The organism is Phycicoccus duodecadis (genome assembly GCF_002846495.1).
GTDB lineage: Bacteria > Actinomycetota > Actinomycetes > Actinomycetales > Dermatophilaceae > Phycicoccus > Phycicoccus duodecadis.
In genome coordinates, this window is record NZ_PJNE01000001.1 from 2,319,985 (window position 1) to 2,341,750 (window position 21,766).

20 protein-coding genes and 1 riboswitch are annotated in these 21,766 nt (G+C 73.5%); of the genes, 11 read left to right on the top strand and 9 right to left on the bottom strand.

Annotated elements, in window-relative coordinates:
* Positions 1-48 precede the first annotated feature (48 nt).
* From ATL31_RS10860 to ATL31_RS10885, 6 genes are all read left to right on the top strand, one after another.
* Complete coding sequence (locus ATL31_RS10860; RefSeq protein ID WP_245862284.1) at positions 49-1,221, top strand: CaiB/BaiF CoA transferase family protein; 1,173 nt, start codon at positions 49-51, stop codon at positions 1,219-1,221.
* 135 nt (positions 1,222-1,356) lie between these two features.
* Positions 1,357-2,313, top strand: a complete 957-nt coding sequence (locus tag ATL31_RS10865) for a carbamate kinase (RefSeq protein WP_245862286.1) — start codon at positions 1,357-1,359, stop codon at positions 2,311-2,313.
* Between the two features lie 32 nt (positions 2,314-2,345).
* Positions 2,346-3,473, top strand: coding sequence for a barbiturase (bar, locus tag ATL31_RS10870; protein ID WP_101395787.1), 1,128 nt, complete (start codon positions 2,346-2,348; stop codon positions 3,471-3,473).
* Positions 3,474-3,530: 57 nt separating this feature from the next.
* Positions 3,531-4,262, top strand: a complete 732-nt coding sequence (gene gntA, locus ATL31_RS10875) for a guanitoxin biosynthesis heme-dependent pre-guanitoxin N-hydroxylase GntA (protein ID WP_101395788.1) — start codon at positions 3,531-3,533, stop codon at positions 4,260-4,262.
* On the top strand, positions 4,259-4,939 hold the full coding sequence (locus ATL31_RS10880; protein WP_101395789.1) for a DUF1989 domain-containing protein: 681 nt from the start codon (positions 4,259-4,261) through the stop codon (positions 4,937-4,939). The genes gntA and ATL31_RS10880 overlap by 4 nt, the downstream gene beginning before the upstream one ends.
* A gap of 26 nt (positions 4,940-4,965) precedes the next feature.
* Positions 4,966-5,763, top strand: coding sequence for a formate/nitrite transporter family protein (locus ATL31_RS10885; RefSeq protein ID WP_101395790.1), 798 nt, complete (start codon positions 4,966-4,968; stop codon positions 5,761-5,763).
* A gap of 32 nt (positions 5,764-5,795) precedes the next feature.
* On the opposite strand, the gene purH is transcribed toward ATL31_RS10885, so the two are convergent.
* From purH to ATL31_RS10920, 7 genes are all read right to left on the bottom strand, one after another.
* Positions 5,796-7,415 carry a bifunctional phosphoribosylaminoimidazolecarboxamide formyltransferase/IMP cyclohydrolase gene (gene purH, locus ATL31_RS10890; RefSeq protein WP_101395791.1) on the bottom strand — a complete coding sequence of 540 codons (1,620 nt, stop codon included), beginning with the start codon at positions 7,413-7,415 and terminating at the stop codon, positions 5,796-5,798.
* 29 nt (positions 7,416-7,444) lie between these two features.
* A riboswitch (ZMP/ZTP riboswitch) is annotated at positions 7,445-7,521 on the bottom strand.
* A gap of 69 nt (positions 7,522-7,590) precedes the next feature.
* Positions 7,591-8,016, bottom strand: a complete 426-nt coding sequence (locus ATL31_RS10895) for a TIGR03618 family F420-dependent PPOX class oxidoreductase (protein ID WP_101395792.1) — start codon at positions 8,014-8,016, stop codon at positions 7,591-7,593.
* On the bottom strand, positions 8,007-8,606 hold the full coding sequence (gene purN, locus ATL31_RS10900; protein ID WP_245862289.1) for a phosphoribosylglycinamide formyltransferase: 600 nt from the start codon (positions 8,604-8,606) through the stop codon (positions 8,007-8,009). Before purN ends, ATL31_RS10895 begins: the two co-directional genes overlap by 10 nt.
* Positions 8,603-9,844 (bottom strand): cell division protein PerM, encoded by a 1,242-nt coding sequence (locus tag ATL31_RS10905; protein WP_101395793.1) that lies wholly within the window; start codon positions 9,842-9,844, stop codon positions 8,603-8,605. The genes purN and ATL31_RS10905 overlap by 4 nt, the downstream gene beginning before the upstream one ends.
* Positions 9,845-10,068: 224 nt before the next feature.
* On the bottom strand, positions 10,069-10,962 hold the full coding sequence (sucD, locus tag ATL31_RS10910) for a succinate--CoA ligase subunit alpha (RefSeq protein ID WP_101395794.1): 894 nt from the start codon (positions 10,960-10,962) through the stop codon (positions 10,069-10,071).
* 32 nt (positions 10,963-10,994) lie between these two features.
* The gene (gene sucC / locus ATL31_RS10915; protein WP_101395795.1) at positions 10,995-12,173 is read right to left on the bottom strand and encodes an ADP-forming succinate--CoA ligase subunit beta; all 1,179 of its coding nucleotides are present in this window, start codon (positions 12,171-12,173) and stop codon (positions 10,995-10,997) included.
* Positions 12,174-12,404: 231 nt separating this feature from the next.
* Positions 12,405-14,441 carry a M4 family metallopeptidase gene (locus tag ATL31_RS10920; RefSeq protein WP_101395796.1) on the bottom strand — a complete coding sequence of 679 codons (2,037 nt, stop codon included), beginning with the start codon at positions 14,439-14,441 and terminating at the stop codon, positions 12,405-12,407.
* 203 nt (positions 14,442-14,644) lie between these two features.
* On the opposite strand from ATL31_RS10920, the gene ATL31_RS10925 reads away from it, so the two are divergent.
* Entirely contained in the window at positions 14,645-15,577 is a 933-nt protein-coding gene (locus ATL31_RS10925; RefSeq protein ID WP_101395797.1) for an esterase/lipase family protein, read from the top strand.
* A gap of 238 nt (positions 15,578-15,815) precedes the next feature.
* On the top strand, positions 15,816-16,592 hold the full coding sequence (locus ATL31_RS10930) for a M23 family metallopeptidase (protein ID WP_101395798.1): 777 nt from the start codon (positions 15,816-15,818) through the stop codon (positions 16,590-16,592).
* A gap of 93 nt (positions 16,593-16,685) precedes the next feature.
* On the opposite strand, the gene pcrA is transcribed toward ATL31_RS10930, so the two are convergent.
* Both pcrA and ATL31_RS10940 read right to left on the bottom strand, forming a co-directional pair.
* Positions 16,686-19,133 carry a DNA helicase PcrA gene (gene pcrA / locus ATL31_RS10935; RefSeq protein WP_101395799.1) on the bottom strand — a complete coding sequence of 816 codons (2,448 nt, stop codon included), beginning with the start codon at positions 19,131-19,133 and terminating at the stop codon, positions 16,686-16,688.
* A 269-nt stretch (positions 19,134-19,402) separates the two neighbouring features.
* Entirely contained in the window at positions 19,403-19,783 is a 381-nt protein-coding gene (locus tag ATL31_RS10940) for a hypothetical protein (RefSeq protein WP_101395800.1), read from the bottom strand.
* A gap of 203 nt (positions 19,784-19,986) precedes the next feature.
* Between ATL31_RS10940 and ATL31_RS10945 the strand changes: the two genes are divergently transcribed.
* From ATL31_RS10945 to arfB, 3 genes are read left to right on the top strand one after another with little or no spacing between them, the layout of a single operon-like run.
* Positions 19,987-20,298, top strand: coding sequence for a hypothetical protein (locus ATL31_RS10945; RefSeq protein ID WP_101395801.1), 312 nt, complete (start codon positions 19,987-19,989; stop codon positions 20,296-20,298).
* Between the two features lie 16 nt (positions 20,299-20,314).
* Positions 20,315-21,304, top strand: coding sequence for a non-homologous end-joining DNA ligase (gene ligD / locus ATL31_RS10950; protein ID WP_101395802.1), 990 nt, complete (start codon positions 20,315-20,317; stop codon positions 21,302-21,304).
* Positions 21,304-21,756, top strand: a complete 453-nt coding sequence (arfB, locus tag ATL31_RS10955) for an alternative ribosome rescue aminoacyl-tRNA hydrolase ArfB (protein WP_101395803.1) — start codon at positions 21,304-21,306, stop codon at positions 21,754-21,756. Before ligD ends, arfB begins: the two co-directional genes overlap by 1 nt.
* The last annotated feature ends 10 nt before the right edge of the window (positions 21,757-21,766 follow it).

Consider the following 21,766-nt stretch of genomic DNA (forward strand, 5'->3'; position numbering starts at 1 on the left):
CCGAGGGCTAGGTTGGCGAGCACCCCACCGGCGACCCGAGGAGCGAGCGTGCGCGGCCCCCTGGACGGCATCACCGTCGTCGACCTCTCGCGCGCCCTGGCCGGCCCGCACGCCGCGATGCTGCTGGGCGACCTGGGCGCGCGCGTGGTCAAGGTCGAGTCCCCGAGCGGCGACGACACCCGCGGCTGGGGCCCGCCGTTCGTGGGGCCGGACGACGACCCCGTCTCGACGTACTACCTGTCGTGCAACCGGAACAAGGAGTCGATCGTCCTCGACCTGAAGTCCGACGACGGCCGGGACGTCCTCACCCGCCTGGTGCGCCGCGCCGACGTGCTGGTCGAGAACTTCCGCCCCGGCGTGCTCGACCGGCTCGGCTTCGACGTCGACCACCTGCACGACCTCAACCCCGGGCTGGTGGTGCTGTCGATCAGCGGCTTCGGGCACGACGGCCCCGAGGGCGGGCGCGCCGGGTACGACCAGATCGCCCAGGGCGAGGCCGGCCTGATGTCGGTCACCGGCCCGGACGCCGACACCCCGCAGCGCGTCGGGGTCCCCATCGGCGACCTGCTGGCCGGCCTGCACGGCGCGTTCGGGGTCGCAGCCGCCCTGCGCGAGCGCGAGGTCACCGGCCGCGGCCGGGTCGTGCGCACCTCGCTGCTGGCCTCGGTCGTGGGGGTGCACGCCTTCCAGGGGACCGCGTACACCGTGGCCGGGCAGGTGGGCCAGGCCCAGGGCAACCACCACCCCTCGCTCGCGCCGTACGGGCTCTTCCACGCCGCCGACGGCCCGGTGCAGGTGGCGGTCGGGTCGCAGGGCCTCTGGGTGCGGTTCGCGCAGGCCTTCGGCATCGACCCCGAGGACCCCCTGCTGGCCACCAACGCTTCCCGCGTCGCCCACCGCGAGCACCTCATCGAGGCCATCGACGGGGTGTTCGCGAGCTGGGAGGCCGAGGCGCTGCTGGCACGGCTGGCCGAGGTCGGTATCCCGGCCGGGCAGGTGCGCACCCTGGAGCAGGTCTACGACTGGGAGCAGACCCGCTCGCAGGGGCTCGTCATCCCGGTCGACCACCCGGTGCTCGGCACCATCGAGCTGCCCGGGCCGGCCATCCGGTTCGACGACAACGCGCACGGCGGCGGCCGCGAGACCCACCTGCCGCCCCCGGCGCTGGACGAGCACGGCGCCGCCATCCGGGCCTGGCTCGACGAGCCCGACCCGGCCTGAGCGCGGGGCTGCGGAAGCCGACCTGTTGCCGACCACCCGGGGCCCCGTTGGGCAGATGTCGACGACGCCCGGCTCGGCCCGCCGTCCCTAGGGTCGAGTCCCGGGCACCCCCGCCCGGCGAACAGCCCGGCGACCGTGCGGTGGAGCGAGGTGACGATGCGGGTCCTCCTGGCCCTCGGCGGGAACGCCATGACGGGCCCCGACGACAGCGCCACCCCGGACGCACAGATCGCCGCCGTCACCGGGGCGATGGCCTCGGCCGCCGCGCTGGTCGCGGCCGGCCACGAGCTGGTCCTCACCCACGGCAACGGCCCGCAGGTCGGCAACCTGCTGGTGAAGAACGAGCTCGCCGCCCACGTGGTCCCGCCGGTCCCCCTCGACTGGTGCGGAGCCCAGACCCAGGGCACCCTCGGCTTCGCCCTCCTCGACGCGCTCGACACCGCCCTCGCCCGGGCCGGGGCGGTCCGGCCGGTGGCCGCGCTGGTCACCCGCACGCTGGTCGACCGCGACGACCCCGGCTTCACCCGCCCCACCAAGCCCGTCGGCCGGTCCGTCGACGCCGAGGCCGCCCACCGCATGGCCGCCCACGGCCAGGTCTGGGAGGATCGCGGCGAGAAGGGGTGGCGCCGGATGGTGGCCAGCCCCGAGCCGCTCGAGGTGCTCGACGTCGCGGCCGCCCGCACCCTGCTGGAGGCCGGCTACGTGGTGGTCGCGGCCGGCGGCGGCGGCATCCCCGTCGTCCGCGACCCCGACGGGACGCTGCGCGGGGTCGAGGCCGTCATCGACAAGGACCTCACCGCCGCGCTGCTGGCGCGGGCCCTCGACGCCGACGTGCTGGTGGTCGCCACCGACGTCGACCACGCCGCGACCGGCTTCGGCACCGACGCCCAGCGCGACCTGGGCCGGGTCGGGCCCTCGGAGCTGCGCGCCCTGGCCGCCGCGGGCGAGTTCCGCTCGGGCTCGATGGGCCCGAAGGTCGAGGCGCTGCTCCGCTTCGTGGACGCCGGCGGCCGCCGCGGCGTCATCACCTCGCTCGCCCGCATCACCGACGCCGTCGACGGCACCTTCGGCACCGTCGTCGAGCCCGACTGACCACGACCACCCCCACCGAGAGGAACGATCCCGTGCCCGACGCCATCGAGGTCCGCAAGGTCCCCCTGCACTCCGTCTCCGACGCCTCCGAGCTCGGCGCCCTGATCGACGCCGGCGTGCTCGAGGCCGACCGGGTCGTCGCCGTCATCGGCAAGACCGAGGGCAACGGCGGGGTCAACGACTACACCCGCATCATCGCCGACCGCGCCTTCCGCGAGATGCTCGTGGCCAAGGGCGCCGACCCCGAGCGCGTCAAGGACGTGCCGATCGTCTGGTCGGGCGGCACCGACGGCGTCATCAGCCCGCACGCCACCATCTTCGCCACCGTCCCGGCCGACCGGGCCGAGCCGACCGACGAGCCGCGCCTGACCGTCGGGTTCGCCATGAGCGAGACCCTCCTGCCCGAGGACATCGGCCGCACCGCGATGATCACCAAGGTCGCCGCCGCGGTGGAGGTCGCGATGGCGCGCGCCGGCATCACCGACACCGCCGACGTGCACTACGTGCAGACCAAGACCCCGCTGCTGACCATCGACACGATCCGCGACGCCAAGAGCCGCGGCCACGACGTCTTCACCGAGGACACCCTGACCTCGATGGACGTCTCGAACGGCGGCACGGCGCTCGGCATCGCGGTGGCCCTGGGCGAGATCGGGATGCCGCGCGACGAGGACGTGCTGCGCGACCGTTCGCTCTACTCCTCGGTGGCGTCGTGCTCCTCCGGGGTCGAGCTCGACCGGGCCCAGGTGGTCGTGGTCGGCAACGCCCGCGGGGTGGGCGGGCGCTACCGCATCGGGCACTCGGTGATGAAGGACGCGCTCGACCAGGACGGGCTCTGGGAGGCCATCCGCGACGCCGGCCTCGAGCTGCCCGAGCGCCCGCACCACTCCGACCTCGACGGGCGCCTGGTGAACCTGTTCCTCAAGTGCGAGACCAGCCAGGACGGCGCGGTGCGCGGTCGCCGCAACGCGATGCTCGACGACTCCGACGTGCACTGGCACCGGCAGATCAAGGCGGCTGTGGGCGGGGTGACGGCCGCCGTCACCGGCGACCCGGCCGTGTTCGTGTCGGTGTCGGCCGCCCACCAGGGCCCCGACGGCGGCGGGCCGGTGGCCGCCATCGTCGACCTCGGCGAGGAGCCCACCGGCTACCGGCCGTGAACGGAGTCACCCTCGGCGGTCCGCGTACCGGCGCCTCCCAGGGGGTACCTGGCCGTCATGCCGGACACCGAACCCGACACCGCTCTCTTGGCGCCTCCCCCGCCGGGGCCTGACGCTCCGGCCGCCGCGGTCGTCGAGACCGTGGCGGCCATGGTCGCGCACCCCGACTACCCGTGCCTCGGCGCCCGCTCGGTCTTCCGCCGCGACGCCGTCACCGCCGTCGTGCTCGACGACCTCGGCGACTCCTCCCGCGGAGGCTCGCTCGACCGGCTCGCGGCGCACCTGGGCGACTACGCGCGCGAGGTCGACGCCGACGGCGACCTGGTCTCGTTCGTCGCGTGCTTCCGCACCCCCGAGACCACCGACGAGCCCACGTTCGAACGGCTCCTGTGGGGCGCGTTGCAGCACCTGCACGACCAGGACGACGGCGCCTGGGCCGACGGCGTGTCGGCCGATCCGGGTGACCCGCACTTCGCGTTCAGCGTGCACGGCACCGCCTTCTTCGTGGTGGGCCTGCACCCCGGCGCCTCCCGCATCGCGCGCCGCTCCCCGCTGCCGACGCTGGTCTTCAACCTGCACGAGCAGTTCGAGCGGATGCGCGGCGACGGTCGCTACACGCGCATGCGCGACACCATCCGCCGCCGCGACACCGACCTGCAGGGTTCGCTCAACCCGATGGTCGGCGACCACGGGGACGCGTCGGAGGCCCTGCAGTACTCCGGGCGCGAGCGGCCCGACGACTGGACGCCGCCCTTCCAGGCGAGCCCCACCCCCGAGGAGACCCCGTGAACCCGGCCCGTACCCGCCATCCCCGCACCGGCCCGGCGCCGGCCTACGCAGGGTCGGCCCAGGCCCCGGCTTCGGGGTGGACCCGCCTCGCCCCGCAGACCGGCGCGGCCTTCGAGCTCGCGCCCGGCGACCGGCTGACGCTTCTCGACCCGGCCGGCGAGCAGGTCAGCGACCTGTACCTGGTGGCGGCGGGCAACGTGGCCGAGCAGTTCTCGTCGGGGCGCACCACCGACTTCGGCAACAGCATCTACGTCTCGACCGGGTCCTCGCTCTGGAGCAACCGCTCGCGGGTGCTGGCCGAGGTCGTCGACGACACCGTGGGCGTGCACGACCTGACGCTCACCCCCTGCAGCCAGGCGACCTTCGACATCCTCTACCCCGACCTCGGCGGCGCGCCCCACCCCAGCTGCTTCGGCAACCTCGTCACGGCGCTGGCGCCCTACGGCGTCGGGCCCGACAGCATCGGCGTCACCCTCAACGTGTTCATGGACGTGTGGACCGACGCCGACGGCGAGCTGCACATCGACCCGCCGCCCACCAGGCCGGGCGACCGCTTCACCCTGGAGGCCGTGGTGCCCATCGTGGCCGCGGTCACGGCGTGCTCGGCCGAGAAGTCGAACAACGGCACCTGCACCCCCATCGACGTTCTCGTGGAGCGGGCGGCCACTCGCTCCTGACGCCGCCCCCCGGGTAGGTTTCCCGAGTGAGCGAGACCGACCTGCCGATCGACGAGCAGCCCGACGCCGAGGTCGACGAGGCGTTCGAACGGCTCGTCGACGAGGGGCACGAGCGGCTGCGCCGACCGCTGCGCGAGCTGGTGGCCACCGGCCTGCTCGGCGGCATCGACGTCGGCGTCGGCATCCTGGCCTACCTCGTGGTCAAGCACGCGACCGACAGCCAGCTGCTGGCCGCGCTGGCGTTCTCGGTCGGGTTCGTCGCGCTCCTGCTGGCGCACAGCGAGCTGTTCACCGAGAACTTCCTCGTCCCCGTCGCGGCCGCGGTCGCCGAGAAGGGCCCGTGGCTCGGGCTGGTCCGGCTCTGGGTCGTCACGCTCGTCACCAACGTCATCGGCGGCTCGCTGGTCATCTGGGTGATCCTGGTGGCGCGCCCCGACCTGCACGAGGTCGCGCGCGAGACCGGCGAGCACTACGCCGGCCTCGGCGTGACCCCCAAGAGTTTCATGCTGGCCGTGCTCGGTGGCCTGGTCATCACGCTGATGACGCGCGCCCAGCACTCGACCGACAGCCTGGGCGTCAAGATCGTCCCGGCCGTGCTGTTCAGCGCGGTACTGGTGGGCGCCGAACTCTTCCACGCCGTGCTCGACGAGATCTTCATCGTCGGCGCGGCGATCGCGGGCTCCGACATCACCGTGGCGCAGTTCCTGCAGACCATGCTGTGGGCCGCCCTGGGCAACCTCGTCGGCGGCGTCGGTTTCGTGACGATGCTGCGGCTGGTCCGGTCGTCGCCCAAGGTCCAGAAGGAGCGCGAGCGCACGACCTGAGCGTCGATCGCGACGAACCTCGTCGCTCGGGGTCAGTGCGCGAAGTGCCGGGTGCCCGTGAAGTACATCGTCACGCCGGCCGCCTGCGCCGCCTCCATGACCTCACCGTCGCGCATCGAGCCACCGGGGGCGACCACGGCGCGCACCCCGGCGTCGAGCAGCACCTGGAGCCCGTCGGGGAACGGGAAGAAGGCGTCGGAGGCCGCGACCGCGCCGGCCGCCCGCTCCGCCCCGGCGCGCGAGACGGCGAGGTGGCACGAGTCCACGCGGTTGACCTGGCCCATCCCGATGCCGACTGCCGCGCCGTCCTTAGCCAGGAGGATGGCGTTGGACTTGACCGCGCGCACCGAGCGCCAGGCGAAGGCGAGGTCGGCCAGCATCCCCGCGTCGGCGGCCTCGCCCGCCACCAGGGTCCAGCGCGAGGGGTCGTCGCCGCCGGGCTTGTCGCCCTCGACCACGGCGTCGACCCGGTCGACGGTCTGCAGCAGCAGGCCCCCGCTGATGGGGCGCATCTCGATGGCGTCGGCCGTGCTCACGGCATCGGCCGGCAGCCGCAGGATGCGGATGTTCTTCTTCGCCTGCAGCACCTCCAGCGCGTCGGCGTCGAAGTCGGGCGCGATGATCACCTCGGTGAAGACGTCCTTGACCTGCTCGGCCATGGCGAGGTTCACCGGGCGGTTGGCCGCGATGATGCCGCCGAAGGCCGACACCGGGTCGGTGGCGTGCGCCGCCGCGTAGGCCTCCTCGATGGTGGCGCCCACCGCGATGCCGCACGGGTTGGCGTGCTTGACGACCGCGACGGTCGGCTGGTCGCCGTGGTCGTGGGCGGCGCGCACCGCGGCGTCGGTGTCGACGTAGTTGTTGTACGACATCTCCTTGCCGTGCAACTGCTCGGCCGAGGCCACCCCGCCGCGCCAGTGGCGGTACAGGGCCGCCTTCTGGTGCGGGTTCTCGCCGTAGCGCAGGACGGCCGCGCGGGTGAAGGTGGCGCCGGTCCAGGCCGGGAAGCCGGTGCCGTCGGAGGTGTCGGTGTAGACGTTGCCCATCCAGTTGGCCACCGCGTTGTCGTAGTCGGCGGTGTGCACGAAGGCCCGCGCGGCGAGGAGCTTGCGCTGGGCGAGGCTGAAGCCACCGGCCCGCACGGCCTCGAGCACCGCGTCATAGGCCGAGGGGTCGGTGACGACCGCCACGCTGGGGTGGTTCTTGGCCGCGGCGCGCACCATCGACGGCCCGCCGATGTCGATCTGCTCGATGACCTCGTCGGGCGACGCGCCCGACGCCACGGTCTCGCGGAACGGGTAGAGGTTCACCACGACGAGCTCGAAGGCCTCGACCCCGAGCTCGCCCAGCTGCGCGAGGTGCTCGGGCTTGCGGGTGTCGGCCAGCAGGCCGGCGTGGACCTTGGGGTGCAGGGTCTTGACCCGGCCCTCCAGGCACTCGGGGAAGCCGGTGAGCTCCTCGACGCGGGTGACGGGCAGGCCCAGCGACTCGATGAGCGCGGCCGAGCCGCCGGTGGACACCAGGGCGACCCCGGCGTCGTGCAGGCCGCGGACGAGGTCGGGCAGGCCGGTCTTGTCGTAGACGGAGACGAGGGCCCGGCGCACGGGACGGACGTCCTGCGTGGGGCCGGGGGCGGAGACGGCGGCGGACATTGGGGGCTCCCGAGGGTCGACGGTCGGTCGCGGGGCACCCAGGCGGGCGATGCCCCGACTGCGGACTTCCCGGTGGTGACCCACCCTCGCCAGTCGTCGCCGCCGAGTCTACCGAGTGAGCGGGCGTGCTCGCGCCCGGTGAGGGCGCTCGGGCCCGGGCGCGGGGCCGCTCGGGTCAGGAGCGGTAGGGCGAGGGCGGCAGCGGGTCGGGCCAGGTGCCGCCGAGCACGCGGTCGACGTCGAGCACGACGACGACGCGCTCGGGGTTGGGGCGCGGCCGGCGGTAGCGGGCGGCGTAGCGCTCCTCCGCGTCGCGCACGGCATCGGGGTCCTCGACCACCCTGGTCGGCCCCTCGAGCGTGATCCATCGCCGGCCGGCGAGCTGCCCGAGCGCGGCGCGTCGGCCCGCGCGGGCCTGCACCGCCTTGGCGCTGGCGCGGCTGGTGATGACGCGCGCGACGAGCGCGTCGGCATCCCAGGTGAACCCGACGGGCACCACGTGCGGGCTGCCGTCACGCCGCAGGGTGGTGAGGGTGGCCAGGTGCCGCTCGAGCATGAACTCGACGGCGGCCGGCGGGAGCTCGGCGGGGGTCAGCGCCACGAGCGGTCCCGGGCGAGCTCGGTGAGGACGTCGACGACCATCGCGCGCTCCGCCACCTTGATCCGTTCGTGCAGGCTCTCGACGGTGTCGCCGGGCTCGACCCGCACCGCCCGCTGGTCGATGATCGGTCCCGTGTCGACGCCGGCGTCGACCCAGTGGCACGTGCAGCCGGTGACCCTGACCCCGTGCGCCAGGGCGTCGCGCACCCCGTGAGCCCCGGGAAAGCTGGGCAGCAGGGCCGGATGGGTGTTGACGACCCGGTGCGCGGCCAGCACCGCCGGGCCGAGCACCCGCATGAAGCCGGCCGACACGACGAGGTCGGCGTCCTGGCCGCTGATGGTGCGGGCCAGGGCTCTGTCCCAGTCGGCGCGGGTGTCGACGTCGGAGAGCCGGCACACGAAGGTCGCGACCCCGGCGGCCTCGGCGCGCTCGACCCCCCCGGTGCCGTCGCGGTCGGCGCCCACGGCGACCACCGTGAACGGGGTCTGCGGAGCCGCGGCGGCGTCGAGGATGGCCTGCAGGTTGGTGCCCGAGCCGGAGACGAGGACGACGAGGCGCAGCGGCTGGGCGGGCAGCGGCGAGGGGTTCACCGGCGGAGCCGCCAGGCGTCGCGCAGCACGTGGACGAGCGCGCCGAGGAAGAGCTCGGCGAACAGCACCAGCCCGAGCTCGAGGGCCGGGGCGCCGACGTCGGCGAGGCGGAACTGCCCGAGGGAGCCGCCGGCCACGCCGTCGACCAGCGCGAGGGCGAGAGCGGTGGTGGCGCAGCCCGAGAAGGCCACGAGGACCTTGGTGCGCAGACGCGACAGCCGGGCGACCGTGGCGACGGCGCGCTTGCCGACCCAGGCGCCGACGGCCACGACGAGCAGGAACGCGACGACGCCGACCAGGGCCGGGACGCCGCCGGGCTGAGGCATCGCCCCGAGCACCGGGACCATCGGCAGCAGGCCGCCCTCGACGCCGCCCCACGACACCGACGCGCCGTCGACGACCGAGAACCCGGGCCCGGCGAGGAACGACACGACCCACACCGCGAGGTTGGGCAGCACCGAGAGCTGCCCGAGGTCGAGCACCCAGGCGCCGGAGCCCCGCGCACCGAGGTCGGCGGCGATGGCCTGCACCTGCGGCCACGCCAGCACGAGGGCGCCGACCACCACCAGCATCCCGACGCCCAGCAGGAGCCACGCGCCGGCCAGGCCCGCGCCCACCCCGCGGCGCAGCACGTCGGGCAGCGGCGGGACGAGCCGGGGCCCGAGCGCGTCGGGGTCGTCGTCCCCGACGGCCCGCAGCACCAGCAGCAGGGCCAGGCCGGGGACCATCACGAGAGGCAGGATCATCGACCACGGCTGCGGCGGGAAGGGCCCCGTGCCGGCGAGAGCCCAGCCGACGACGACCACCAGCGCGTACCCGCCCCACCAGGCCGCCACGGCGGCTGCGAGCGGGCGCGGCAGCATCCGGGCCCAGTGCTCACCCTCGGTGCTGACGCTGACCACGGACTCGCGCGCGCCCAGCCACGCGAGACCGACGACGACGGCGAGGCCGAGCAGCGGGGTCAGCGAGACGGTGGCGGCACCGGCGGTGAGCTGGGCCCCGGAGGCGAGGAGCCAGAGCGAGGCGCCGACGTCGAGGGCGGAGCCGGCGTCCGAGCCGGCGAGCGGGTCCTGGCGCCACGCGACGACGACGGGCACCAGCATCAGAGCGCTCGAGAGGAGGGCGGTCAGCAGGCCCAGCAGCCCCGAGCGACGCCAGCCCGGGCCCCAGCGCGAGGGGCCGTCGCCGGTGGTCCCACCCCCGGGCAGGGTGGCGCGCAGGCGGTCGGTGACGGTCATCCCGCCCAGTGTCGCCGATGGGCCCCGCCGACGCGGCGAGCACACGCCGTCGCGGACCGAACCCGGCGGCGTCCGGCGGCGGGCGCCTCGAGACCCCGGAAACCCCAGCGTCCCCCCGGTTCGGAACCGGGGGGACGCGGGCTTTTCGGGGTGACCCCGAAAAGCGGAGCCGGGTGGGGCGGGTGCGCCGGGTGGGGCGGGTGCGGCGGGTAGGGCCGGTGGGGTCAGGCCGAGAGGCCCTGCATGATCTCGCGCATCAGGTCAGCGGTCTCGGACGGCGTCTTGCCGACCTTGACCCCGGCGGCCTCGAGGGCCTCCTTCTTCGCGGCCGCGGTGCCCGACGAGCCCGACACGATGGCGCCGGCGTGACCCATGGTCTTGCCCTCGGGCGCGGTGAAGCCGGCGACGTAGCCGACGACCGGCTTGGTGACGTGGTCCTTGATGTAGGCGGCCGCGCGCTCCTCGGCGTCGCCGCCGATCTCGCCGATCATGACGATGGCGTCGGTGTCGGGGTCGTTCTGGAACGCCTCGAGGCAGTCGATGTGGGTCGTGCCGATCACCGGGTCGCCGCCGATGCCGACCGCGGACGAGAAGCCGAACTCCCGCAGCTCGTACATCATCTGGTAGGTCAGGGTGCCCGACTTCGAGACCAGCCCGATGCGGCCGGCGCCCGCGATGTCGGCGGGGATGATGCCGGCGTTGGACTGCCCGGGGCTGATCAGGCCGGGGCAGTTCGGCCCGATGATGCGGGTGGTGCCGGAGGCCGCGGCCTTGGCGTAGAACTCGGCCGAGTCCTTGACGGGGATGCCCTCGGTGATCACGACGGCGAGCGGGATCGAGGCGTCGACGGCCTCCTCGACGGCGGACTTGGCGAACGCCGGCGGGACGAAGATGACGCTGACGTCGGCGCCGGTCGCCTCGACGGCCTCGGCGACGGTGCCGAAGACGGGGACGGAGACCCCGCCCTCGAAGTCGACCGAGGTGCCGGCCTTGCGGGGGTTGACGCCCCCGACGATCGAGGTGCCGGAGCGCAGCATCCGCTGGGTGTGCTTCATGCCTTCGGAGCCGGTCATGCCCTGGACGATGACCTTGGAGTCGGCGGTGAGGAAGATGGCCATGGGTTGTCTCGTGTCTCTCTTCGCGCTCGGGGTCAGTTCTGGGAGGCCAGCTCGGCGGCCTTGCGGGCGGCGCCGTCCATCGTCGCCTCGATGATGACGCGCGGGTGGTCGCGCTCGGCGAGGATGCGGCGGCCCTCCTCGACGTTGTTGCCGTCGAGCCGCACGACCAGCGCGCGGTCCTCCTCGTCGCCCAGCGCGTCGAGGGCCCCGACGATGCCGTTGGCGACGGCGTCGCAGGAGGTGATGCCGCCGAACACGTTGACGAACACGCTCTTGACCTGGGGGTCGGACAGGATGATGTGCAGCCCGTTGGCCATCACCTCGGCCGAGGCGCCGCCGCCGATGTCGAGGAAGTTGGCGGGCTTCTGGCCGCCGAACTCCTCACCGGCGTAGGCGACGACGTCGAGGGTGCTCATCACGAGCCCGGCGCCGTTGCCGATGATGCCCACCGAGCCGTCGAGCTTGACGTAGTTGAGGTCCTTCTCCTTGGCGGCGGCCTCGAGCGGGTCGGCCGCGGCCCGGTCCTGGAGCGCCTCGTGGTCGGGGTGGCGGAAGCCTGCGTTCTCGTCGAGGGTGACCTTCCCGTCGAGCGCGACGATGTCGCCGTCCTCGGTCTTGACCAGCGGGTTGACCTCGACCAGCGTCGCGTCCTCGTCGCGGTAGACCGCCCAGAGCGTCTTGAGGACGGGCTCGATCTTCGCGGCCGTCTCGGCGTCGAAGCCGGCGGCCTCGACGATCTCGCGGGCCTTGGCGTCGTCGATGCCGGTGTTGGGGTCGACGGCGACGCGCGCGAGCGCCTCGGGGCGCTCGACGGCGAGCTGCTCGATCTCGACCCCGCCCTCCTTGCTGCACATCGCAAGGTAGGTGCGGTTGGCGCGGTCGAGCAGGACCGAGAAGTAGTACTCCTCGGCGATCTTGGCGCCCTGGGCCACCATGACGCGGTGGACGGTGTGGCCCTTGATGTCCATGCCGAGGATGGCGGCGGCGTGCTCCTGGGCCTCGTCCGCGGTCTTGGCGACTTTGACGCCCCCGGCCTTGCCACGGCCCCCGGCCTTGACCTGCGCCTTGACGACGGTGACCCCGCCGCTGGCGGTGCCGATCCGCTCGGCGGCCTCGCGGGCCTCCTCGGGGGTGGTCGCGACCGCCCCGGCGAGCACGGGGACACCGTGCTTCTCGAACATGTCACGGGCCTGGTACTCGAAGAGATCCACGAGGCGATCCGTCCTCACTGTCGGCGAAGGTGGTCCATTGGGCAGCGTATCGGCGCCGCGACGTCGCGACGTCATCGGCACCCACCCGATGGGACCGATCTCACCCGCGGGGTCGGGCTGCGCCGGGCGCTGAGCCGCCGGCGCGCCGGCATGGGCGGCATGGAAGGGCCGGCCGGCCGGGGCGCGGTGCGTCCCGGCCGGCCGGAGCCGGTCACTGGCGGCGTGGGGCGGTCAGCCCACCGTCAGGGCGGTGTCGTCGACCACGAAGGACGTCTGGAGGCTCGCGTCCTCCTTCATCAGGAACTTGACCGTGACGGACTGGCCCTTGTAGCGGAGGAGGTCGAAGCTCTTCTGCACGTAGCCCGAGGTCGCGTTGGCGTTCGAGTAGGTGGCCAGCGTCGTCGTCGTCCCGCCCACCACGACCTGCGGCTTCATCGTGTCGTAGGCGGTGCTGCCGCTCTCGGCGGTGTCGATGCGGACGTAGAAGGTGAGTACGGCCGAGGTGGCGGTCGCGGGGATCGTCACCGTCTGCTGCTCCGACTCGGTCGCGGTGGTGCCGTTGCCGCCGAGCCACATCTTCCAGCTCCCCGTGCGAGCCGGGCGTCCGGTGTTGTCGGTGATCGGGCCGGCGGTGCCGGACCAGATCGTGGCGCCGGACTCGAAGCCCGCGTTCTGCAGCAGGTTGCCGCCGGTGGGAGGCGGGGTGGTAGCGCCGCAGGCCTGCGTACCGGCCGGGACCGCGATGGCCGAGAAGGCGCTCTCGACCGCGGTGCACACCGCCGGGTTGCTCGGGAAGAGCTCCTTGGCCGAGGCGATGGCCCCCTCGCGGGCGTTGAGGTAGGTGCTGTTCGACGTCAGCTTGGTCGACAGCGTCCGGTACCAGACCTTCTCGATGTTGCTGCGGCCACCGCCGACGACGGTGGCGCCGTTGCACGTCGGGCTGTTGTACGACACCCCGTTGACGGTCTTGGCGCCGCTGCCCTCGGAGGCGAGGTAGAACCAGTGGTTCAGCGGGCCCGAGGAGTAGTGCGGGTCGAGGCCGCCCAGGCTGGAGGACCAGCAGTCCTTCGACGCGCCGTCCTTGCTGGGCTTGTCCATGTAGCGCAGCGGGGTCCCGTTGCCGTTGATGTCGATCTTCTCGCCGATGAGGTAGTCCCCGGGGTCGGCCGCGCTGCCCGCGTAGAACTCCACGGCGGTGCCGAAGATGTCGGAGGTCGCCTCGTTGAGGCCGCCCGCATCCCCGGTGTAGGCCAGCCCGGCGGTGTTCTCGGTGACGCCGTGGCTCATCTCGTGGGCGGCGACGTCGATGCTCGTCAGCGGCTTGGCGTTGTTCGCGCCGTCGCCGTAGGTCATCTGGGTGCCGTCCCAGAACGCGTTGTTGTAGGCGTTGCCGTAGTGGACGCGGCTGCGGGCGCCGGTGCCGTTGTTCCAGATGCCGGCGCGGCCGAGGACGTTGTTGTAGTACGCGAAGGTCTTCTCGGCGCCGTACTGGGCGTCGACCGCGGCCGTCTGGCGGCTCGAGGTGGTGCCGTTGCCCCACACGTTGTCGGCGTCGCTGAACTGGGTACCCGTGCCCGACGTCGCCCCGTTGAGGTCGGTCGTGTAGTTGCCCACGCTGTCCTTGAGCAGCCAGGTACTGCCGCTCTGGAGGCTGTTGAGGGTGACGGTGCCGGAGTACATCGAGCTGCCGGTCCCCTCGGCGATCTCGTCCCACGAGGTGATGACGGTGCCACGGTCGGCGTCGACGATGGTGTGCACGCGGCTGGGGGTCTGGTCGGCCTTCACCCCGGTGGTGAGCACGTCGTAGGCGAGCCGCGGGGTGCCCGAGCCGGCCCAGACCACGAGCTCACCCGAGGACGACCGGCCCGTGGCCACGGCCGAGCGGCGGGCCCCGGTCGCGGTCGCGACCGAGCGGGAGACGGCGGGGGTCGTGTCGGAGGCCCCGACGGCCTTGCGGCCGGCGTTGTAGCGGACGGCGCGCACGGCTCCGGCCTTGCTGCGGTCGAGGACGAGGTCGCCGCCGACGACGCGCAGGCCGCGCCAGGTCCGGTCGTAGCGGACGTGCCGGGTGCCGTCGGGGTCGGTGACCGTCGAGCGTGGCACCAGCGTCTCGTCGGCGCTGAGGCCGAGGGCGGCGTGGTCGGAACCGGGGGAGGTCGTGGCGCGGGCAGCGGTGGTGGCGCTGCCGGCGGCGGTCGCGGCGGGTACGCCGGCGACCAGAGCCGCCAGGGCCGCACCGAGGGCGAGGCCGGTGGTGAGTCGTCTCACGGGAAAGGTCACTCCTTCGTGGGTGGACGGCCCGGGTCCGGGCACGAGGGGAAACCTCCACCCGAGAAATACACCCCCACAACCGTTCTTGCGAAGAATTGACGAACATTCCGGAACTCTTTACCGGGCTGCGGTCGGATCTTGACCTTTCGGGCAGAAGTCCTGAGAACCGGTTGCGGGAGCGCCCCTACAGTGAGAGGGCGATGGCGACGCGGCCCCTCACCCCCGTGCCCGGACCCGCCCCGCGCCAGCAGCCGGGCGCGGTCCGGCTGTCCGGCGCGGTCCGCGCCACCGCCCGCGCTGCTCGGGCCCTGGCCGACCCCGCGGTCCTGGCGGGCGCGGCCGTGGAGGCCGCGTGGCTGGGCGCGCACGTCGCCACGTGGCCGCTCGGCCTGGTCATCGGGGCGGGGCGCGCGGACGCCCCCGCCTACCGCGTCGAGCACCTGCCGCCGGTGCAGCGCGGTCTGCTCGTCTCCGACATCGAGGCCGCCGGCACGCCCATCCTGCTGGTGCACGGCATCGTGTCCAACCGCTCGATCTTCATCCTGCTGCGTCGCGGCCTGACCCGACGCGGCTTCTCGAGGGTGTTCGCCATGAACTACTCGACCGTCTCGACCGACGTGCGTGCCGCCGCCCTGCGCCTCGCCGAGGAGGTCGAACGCATCGTCGAGGAGACCGGCTACGAGCGCCTGCACGTCATCGGCCACAGCCTGGGCGGCCTGATCGCGCGGTACTACGTGACCCGGTTGGGTGGGGACGCTCGCGTGCACACCCTGGTCACCCTCGGCACGCCGCACGAGGGCACCTGGGCGGCCTACGCCCTGCCCACCCACCTGATGCGCCAGATGCGGCCGGGCAGCGGGCTGATGCGCGAGCTCGCCGACCCGGTGCCCGGCACCCGGACACGCTTCATCTCGTACTGGTCCGACGCCGACGCGGCGATCGTCCCGCAGCGTTCGGCCGCGCTGCGTCACCGCGACCTCGGGGCCCGCAACGTACGCCTCCACGGAGCGGGCCACCTGACCCTGCCGATGCTGGGCGACGTGGTGCACGGGATCTCCGCCGCGCTCGCCCAGCTGGACGCCCAGGGAGGTACCACGCGCCGGGGTGCGACACCGTTGTCACGGCGCGACTGACCCCCCGGCGCCGGCATCGCGTCACCCCTGAGAAGTTTCACAGAATCCAGCGAGATTCGACACTCGTTAGACATCGCAGGTCAGCACGGGTGGGGGTGCGGAGGCAGCCCGGCCGGGGTCGCGGGACCGTGGTCCGTTCCTCGGGGGCGCCTTTGTGTCACGGAATGGTCACGGTACGGTGGCCGAGCCCGTTGGGCCCCCCCTGATCACCCGCGACACCCCTGAGGTACCTCCTGCTGTGAGCTCTCGGTCCTACCAGGGGCGCCACGCCGGACGCCACCGCGCCGGTTCCCGTGTCCGCCTCCCCCGCGCCTTCAGCGCCGGCTTCGTCCTGCCGACGACCGCCGCCGCCGCGCTGGTGGTGACGGCCACGGGCGCGAGCGTGGCCGAGTCGGCCACCCCGCAGGCGTTCGCCCTCACGGGCCAGCAGACGCAGATCGCGCAGACCCAGGAGGCCGCCTCCGAGGCCACCGTCACCGAGATCGCCGCCCGCCGCCAGGACGCCACGATGCAGTCGGCCGCACTCCTGGGCCGGGCCGAGGCCCAGCGCCGGGCCGCCCGCGCGGCGGTGCGCCAGGCCGAGGCCAAGGCCAAGGCCCAGGCCGCCGCCGAGAAGCGCGCCAAGACCTGGGTGCGCCCCATCCACACCTGGAACATCACCTCCGGCTTCGGCTGGCGCTGGGGCAAGCGGCACGACGGCATGGACCTCGGCGCCCCCACCGGCACCCCTCTCTACGCGATGTCGCAGGGCACGGTCATCAAGGCCGGCTGGGAGGACAGCTTCGGCAACAAGGTCGAGATCCAGTACTGGGACGGCAGCATCAGCTGGTACGGCCACATGAGCCGCATCGACGTGCAGGCCGGACAGCAGGTCTCGGCCGGCCAGCAGGTGGGCGCGGTGGGCAACACCGGCCACTCGTTCGGCTCGCACCTGCACCTGGAGTTCCAGCGCACGACGACCTCCGACACCCCCATCGACCCGGTGCCCTGGCTGAAGAACCACGGCCTCTGGTGACCCGGCGCCACCGTGCGCCGCAGCGACAGGACCCCGGCTCCGGCCGGGGTCCTGCTGTGTCCGGGGGCTGTCGGGGCTCGTGGGCCCGGCGGGTCAGAGCTTCTCGAGCGGGGCGTAGCGCAGCACGAAGCGCTTGACCCCGAGCTCGCCGCCGAAGTCGACCTCGGCCTGGGTCCGGTCGCCCTCGCCCATGGTGCGCACCACGGTGCCGAGCCCGTAGCTGTCGTGCGTGACGCGGTCGCCGGGACTCAGCGCGATGATGGGCCGGTTGCCCGGCGAGCGGACACCGGGTCGCGCCGCGAGGGTCGCCACGGCGGGGCGCTGGTCGCGGCGGCCCACGGCGGCGGCGCCGGAGAGCTCGCGCTCCCACGACAGCAGCTCGACCGGGATCTCGTCGAGGAAGCGTGAGGGCGGGTTGTACTGCGGTGCGCCCCAGGCGGACCGGACGGCTGCCCGGGAGAGGTGCAGGCGCTCGCGCGCCCGGGTGATGCCGACGTAGGCGAGCCGGCGCTCCTCCTCGAGCTCCTTGGGGTCGCCGAGGCTGCGCAGGTGCGGGAAGGTGCCGTCCTCCATCCCGGTGAGGAAGACCACCGGGAACTCCAGCCCCTTGGCGGTGTGCAGGGTCATCAGCGTCACGACGCCCTGCTCCTCGGCCTCGGCGCTGTCGGGGATCTCGTCGGCGTCGGCGACCAGGCTCACCCGCTCGAGGAAGTCCTCGAGGCTCACGACCTCGCCGGTCTCGCGGCGGGCCTCGTCGAACTCGCGGGCCACGGCCACGAGCTCGGCGAGGTTCTCGACCCGGGTCTCGTCCTGCGGGTCACGGCTCTCGCGCAGCTCGGCGACGTAGCCGGTGCGGTCGAGGATGGCCTCGAGCAGGTCGGCGACCCCGGCATCCTCGTCGTCGCGGACGCGGCCCAGGTCCTCGAGGATGGTGGTGAAGCCGGTGATGGCCGCGACCGAGCGGGTGGCGATCCCGGGCGCGTCCTGCGGGCGCCCGAGGGCCGCCACGAACGGGATGCGCTCGCGCTCGGCCAGGGCCGCGACGCAGGCCTCGGCGCGGTCACCGATACCGCGTTTGGGCACGTTGAGGATGCGGCGCAGGTTGACCGTGTCGGTGGGGTTGGACAGCACCCGCAGGTACGCCAGGGCGTCCTTGACCTCACGGCGCTCGTAGAACCGGGTGCCGCCGACGACCTTGTAGGGCAGGCCGACCCGGACGAACACCTCCTCGAGCGCACGGGACTGGGCGTTGGTGCGGTAGAACACCGCGACGTCGCCCGGGCGTACGCCGTGGTCGTCGCCGAGGCGGTCGATGGTGCGCGCCACGAACGACGCCTCGTCGTGCTCGTTGTCGGCGACGTAGCCGATGATGGGCGCGCCGTCGCCGCTGTCGGTCCAGAGGTTCTTCTTGCGGCGGGTCTCGTTGCGCGCGATGACGGCGTTGGCGGCCCGCAGGATGGTCTGGGTCGAGCGGTAGTTCTGCTCGAGGAGGATGGTGCGCGCCTGCGGGTAGTCCTCCTCGAACTCCTCGATGTTGCGGATGGTCGCGCCCCGGAACGCGTAGATCGACTGGTCGGCGTCGCCCACCACCACGAGCTCGCTGGGCTCCACGCCGTGCTCGGCCCGGGTCGCCTCGGCCCCCACGAGCTCCTTGACCAGCTGGTACTGGGCGTGGTTGGTGTCCTGGTACTCGTCGACCATCACGTGCCGGAAGCGCCGCCGGTAGTGCTCGGCGACCTCGGGGAAGGCCTGGAACATGTGGACCGTGGTCATGATGAGGTCGTCGAAGTCCATCGCGTTGGCCTGGCGCAGCCGCCGCTGGTAGGCGGTGTAGGCCTCGGCCAGCACCTGCTCCTGGTGGGTGCCCTCCTGGGCCACGCGGCTGGCGAAGGTCTCCTCGTCGACCAGCTCGTTCTTGAGGTTGGAGACCTGGTGGCCGAACGCGCGGGGGTTGTAGCGCTTGGGGTCGAGGTCCATGTCGCGCAGGACCATCGCCATGAGGCGCTGGCTGTCGGCGGCGTCGTAGATGGAGAAGGTGGAGCGCATCCCCACCTTGTCGGCCTCGCGCCGCAGGATGCGCACGCACGCGCTGTGGAACGTCATGACCCACATGGCCTTGGCCCGCGGACCCACGAGCGACGCGACCCGCTCGCGCATCTCGGCGGCGGCCTTGTTGGTGAAGGTGATGGCGAGCACCTGGCCCGGCTGCACGCCGCGGTCGGCGAGGAGGTGGGCGATGCGGTGCGTCAGCACGCGGGTCTTGCCCGAGCCGGCCCCCGCCACGATGAGCAGCGGGGGGCCCGCGTGCAGGACGGCCTCGCGCTGCTGCGGGTTGAGCCCGTCGAGCAGGGCGTCGGCGTCGAGGGCGCGCGGCCCGACCGGCCCCCCGTCGGGCCCGCGGCCCGCGGCGGCCGCCTCGGCCCAGGTGGGGACGCCGGCGGCGTTGACCAGCGCCGCCTGGGCGCTCGCGTGGGTCGCGGGGTCGGCCGGCGGGGTGGCGGCGTTGACCCCGAAGTCGAGGCCGTCGAAGAGGGTGCTCATCTCACCGTCCACCCTACGTCCCGGGGCCGACGTCGCCGGGAACGGGCGGGCCCTCCGCGGCCGGGCGACCGCTGCAGGGGGATGCGGTCGTGCGGCCGGCGGAGGGCCTGTACGGACAATAGAACGTCTTCGCGCCGCGCGTCCAGGGTTTCGCGCGTTCGGCGCCGAAAATCTTACGGCGGGGTCGGGAATGAGACGACGGCCGGGCCCCGGGGGGCCCGGCCGTCGGCAGGGTCAGGCGGCGCCGGGGCGGGCCCGGCCGTGGGTGCTCAGGAGCACCAGGGGTAGACGAAGATGCTGTCGGAGCCGGCCCGGTGGTCGGCGAGCAGGGTCGAGAACGGGATGACGGTGTCGAGGGTGACGCCGTCGGGGAGGCCGTTGCGCGGCGTGACGCCGAGCGAGACGGCGGTGGCCACACTGACGCCGTTCTTGGCGACGGTCGGCAGGAGCCCGGCGCTCTTGAGGGTCGCGAGGCCGGCGCGCTGGCAGGCGGTGTCCGGGGCGGCCTGGGCCGGGGCGGAGAAGGCGGCCACGGCGAGGCCGGCCACGGCCACGGTGGCGGCCGAGCGCGCCCAGGCGCGGGCGGAGTCGCGGGACTGGTCGGGGTTCTGCGAACGGACGAACGGGCGGTGGCTGTGAGGACGGCTCATGTCGGGTGCTCCTCGTGTCGGCAGGACTGGTGGTTCCGGTCGGTGCAAGGAACGTAAGCCGGGAGCGCCCACATGTCGATACTTTGTCGAACCTTCGACGGCATCCCGCGGTGAGATTTTCCCCAAGCCCGGGCGCGGCCACCGAGGCACTGGTAACGTCCGCGCGGCTCGGCAGGTCGCCGACCGGATCCGAGGGGGATCACATGCTCATCTGGGGTTGGGGACGCAAGTCCCGCCAGCAGCGGTTGTCGGACGTGGAGGCGCTGATCGCGACCTTCCGCTACTTCAGCCTGTTCTTCGTCTTCACCGCCACCTGGGGGACGCGGTACGTGCTGGCCCGCGTGCAGCCCGACGGCACGACCGGCTACCGGGACCTCACCGACGACCAGGCGATGGCCGCCGCCCAGGGGGCCGTGCTGCCGGCCCCCACGCCGTGGCAGCGCTTCAGCCTGCTGGGGCTGGTCGTGGTGGTCGTCGCCTTCGTGGCGATCTCGGGCGCCCTCTCCACGCGCTGAGCCCTACGGTGGGGCCATGGCCTCGCGCAAGGGTGAGTTCGGGGAGCCGGTCGTGCTCGACGTCGGCGGCTTCGACGTGCGGGTGAGCAGTCCTGAGCGGGTGTACTTCCCGGCCCGGGGCGAGACCAAGCTGGACCTGGTCAACTACTACCTGTCGGTGGGTGACGGCATCGTGGGCGCCCTTCGTGAGCGGCCCTGCATGCTGCACCGCTTCCCTGACGGTGTCGCCGGGAACAAGGTGCACCAGAAGCGCCTCCCCCGGGGCGCACCGCCCTGGGTCGAGACGGTGCGGCTGCACTTCCCGCGCTACGGGCTGTACGCCGACGAGCTCTGCGTGACCCGGCTGGCCGACGTGGCGTGGGCCTGCCAGATGAGCACGGTCGAGTTCCACCCCTGGAACAGCCGCCGGGCCGACACCGAGAAGCCCGACGAGTGGCGCATCGACCTCGACCCGATGCCCGAGGCCCCGTTCTCGCGGGTGCGCCGGGCCGCCCACGTCGCCCACGAGGTGCTCGACGAGCTCGGTGCGGTCGGCTGGCCGAAGACCAGCGGGGGGCACGGGCTGCACGTCTACGTGCGCATCGCCCCCGAGCACGGGTTCGGCGACGTGCGGCGGGCCGCGCTGGCCTTCGCGCGCGAGGTCGAGCGCCGCATCCCCGACGACGTCACGACCACCTGGTGGCGCAAGGACCGCGACCCGGCGGCGGTGTTCGTCGACTACAACCAGAACGCGCGGGACCACACCATCGCGGCGGCCTACTCGGTGCGCGGCAACGACATCGGCACCGTCTCCGCCCCCATCACCTGGGCCGAGGTCGACGACGCCGAGCCCGACGACTTCACCATCGCCACGATGCCCGAGCGGTACGCGCGCCTGGGCGACCTGCACGCCGACATCGACGACGCCGTCTTCGACATCCGCCCGCTGCTGGAGTGGGCCGAACGCGACGAGGCCGAGGGTGTCGAGGCCCCGCCCGAGCCCGAGGACGACACCGGGAAGCCCTGATGGACCTCGTCGTGCCGCCGGGCCCCGGTGTGCCCCAGGGGCTGACGGTGCCCGCCGCCGAGCTCGTCGAGCGGTTCTCACGCTCGTCCGGGCCGGGAGGCCAGGGCGTCAACACCGCCGACAGCCGGGTCGAGCTCGAGCTCGACGTGGACGCGTCGGTCGCGCTGGCGTCCCTCGGTGCCGCGCGGCGGGAGCGGCTGCTGGCCCGGCTGGAGGGCCGGCTCGTCGACGGCCGCTTGGTGGTGGCTGCGTCCGAGCACCGTCAGCAGCGCCGCAACCGGGTGGCGGCGCGCGAGCGGATGGCCGACCTCCTCCGCGAGGCGCTGGCCCCTCCTCCGCCGGCGCGGCGACCGACGCGGCCCACGCGCGGGTCGAAGGAGCGGCGCCTCGCGGCGAAGAAGCGCCGCGGCGAGCTGAAGTCGGCGCGCTCGCGGCCGCCCCGCGAGGGCTGAGGCCGGGCGT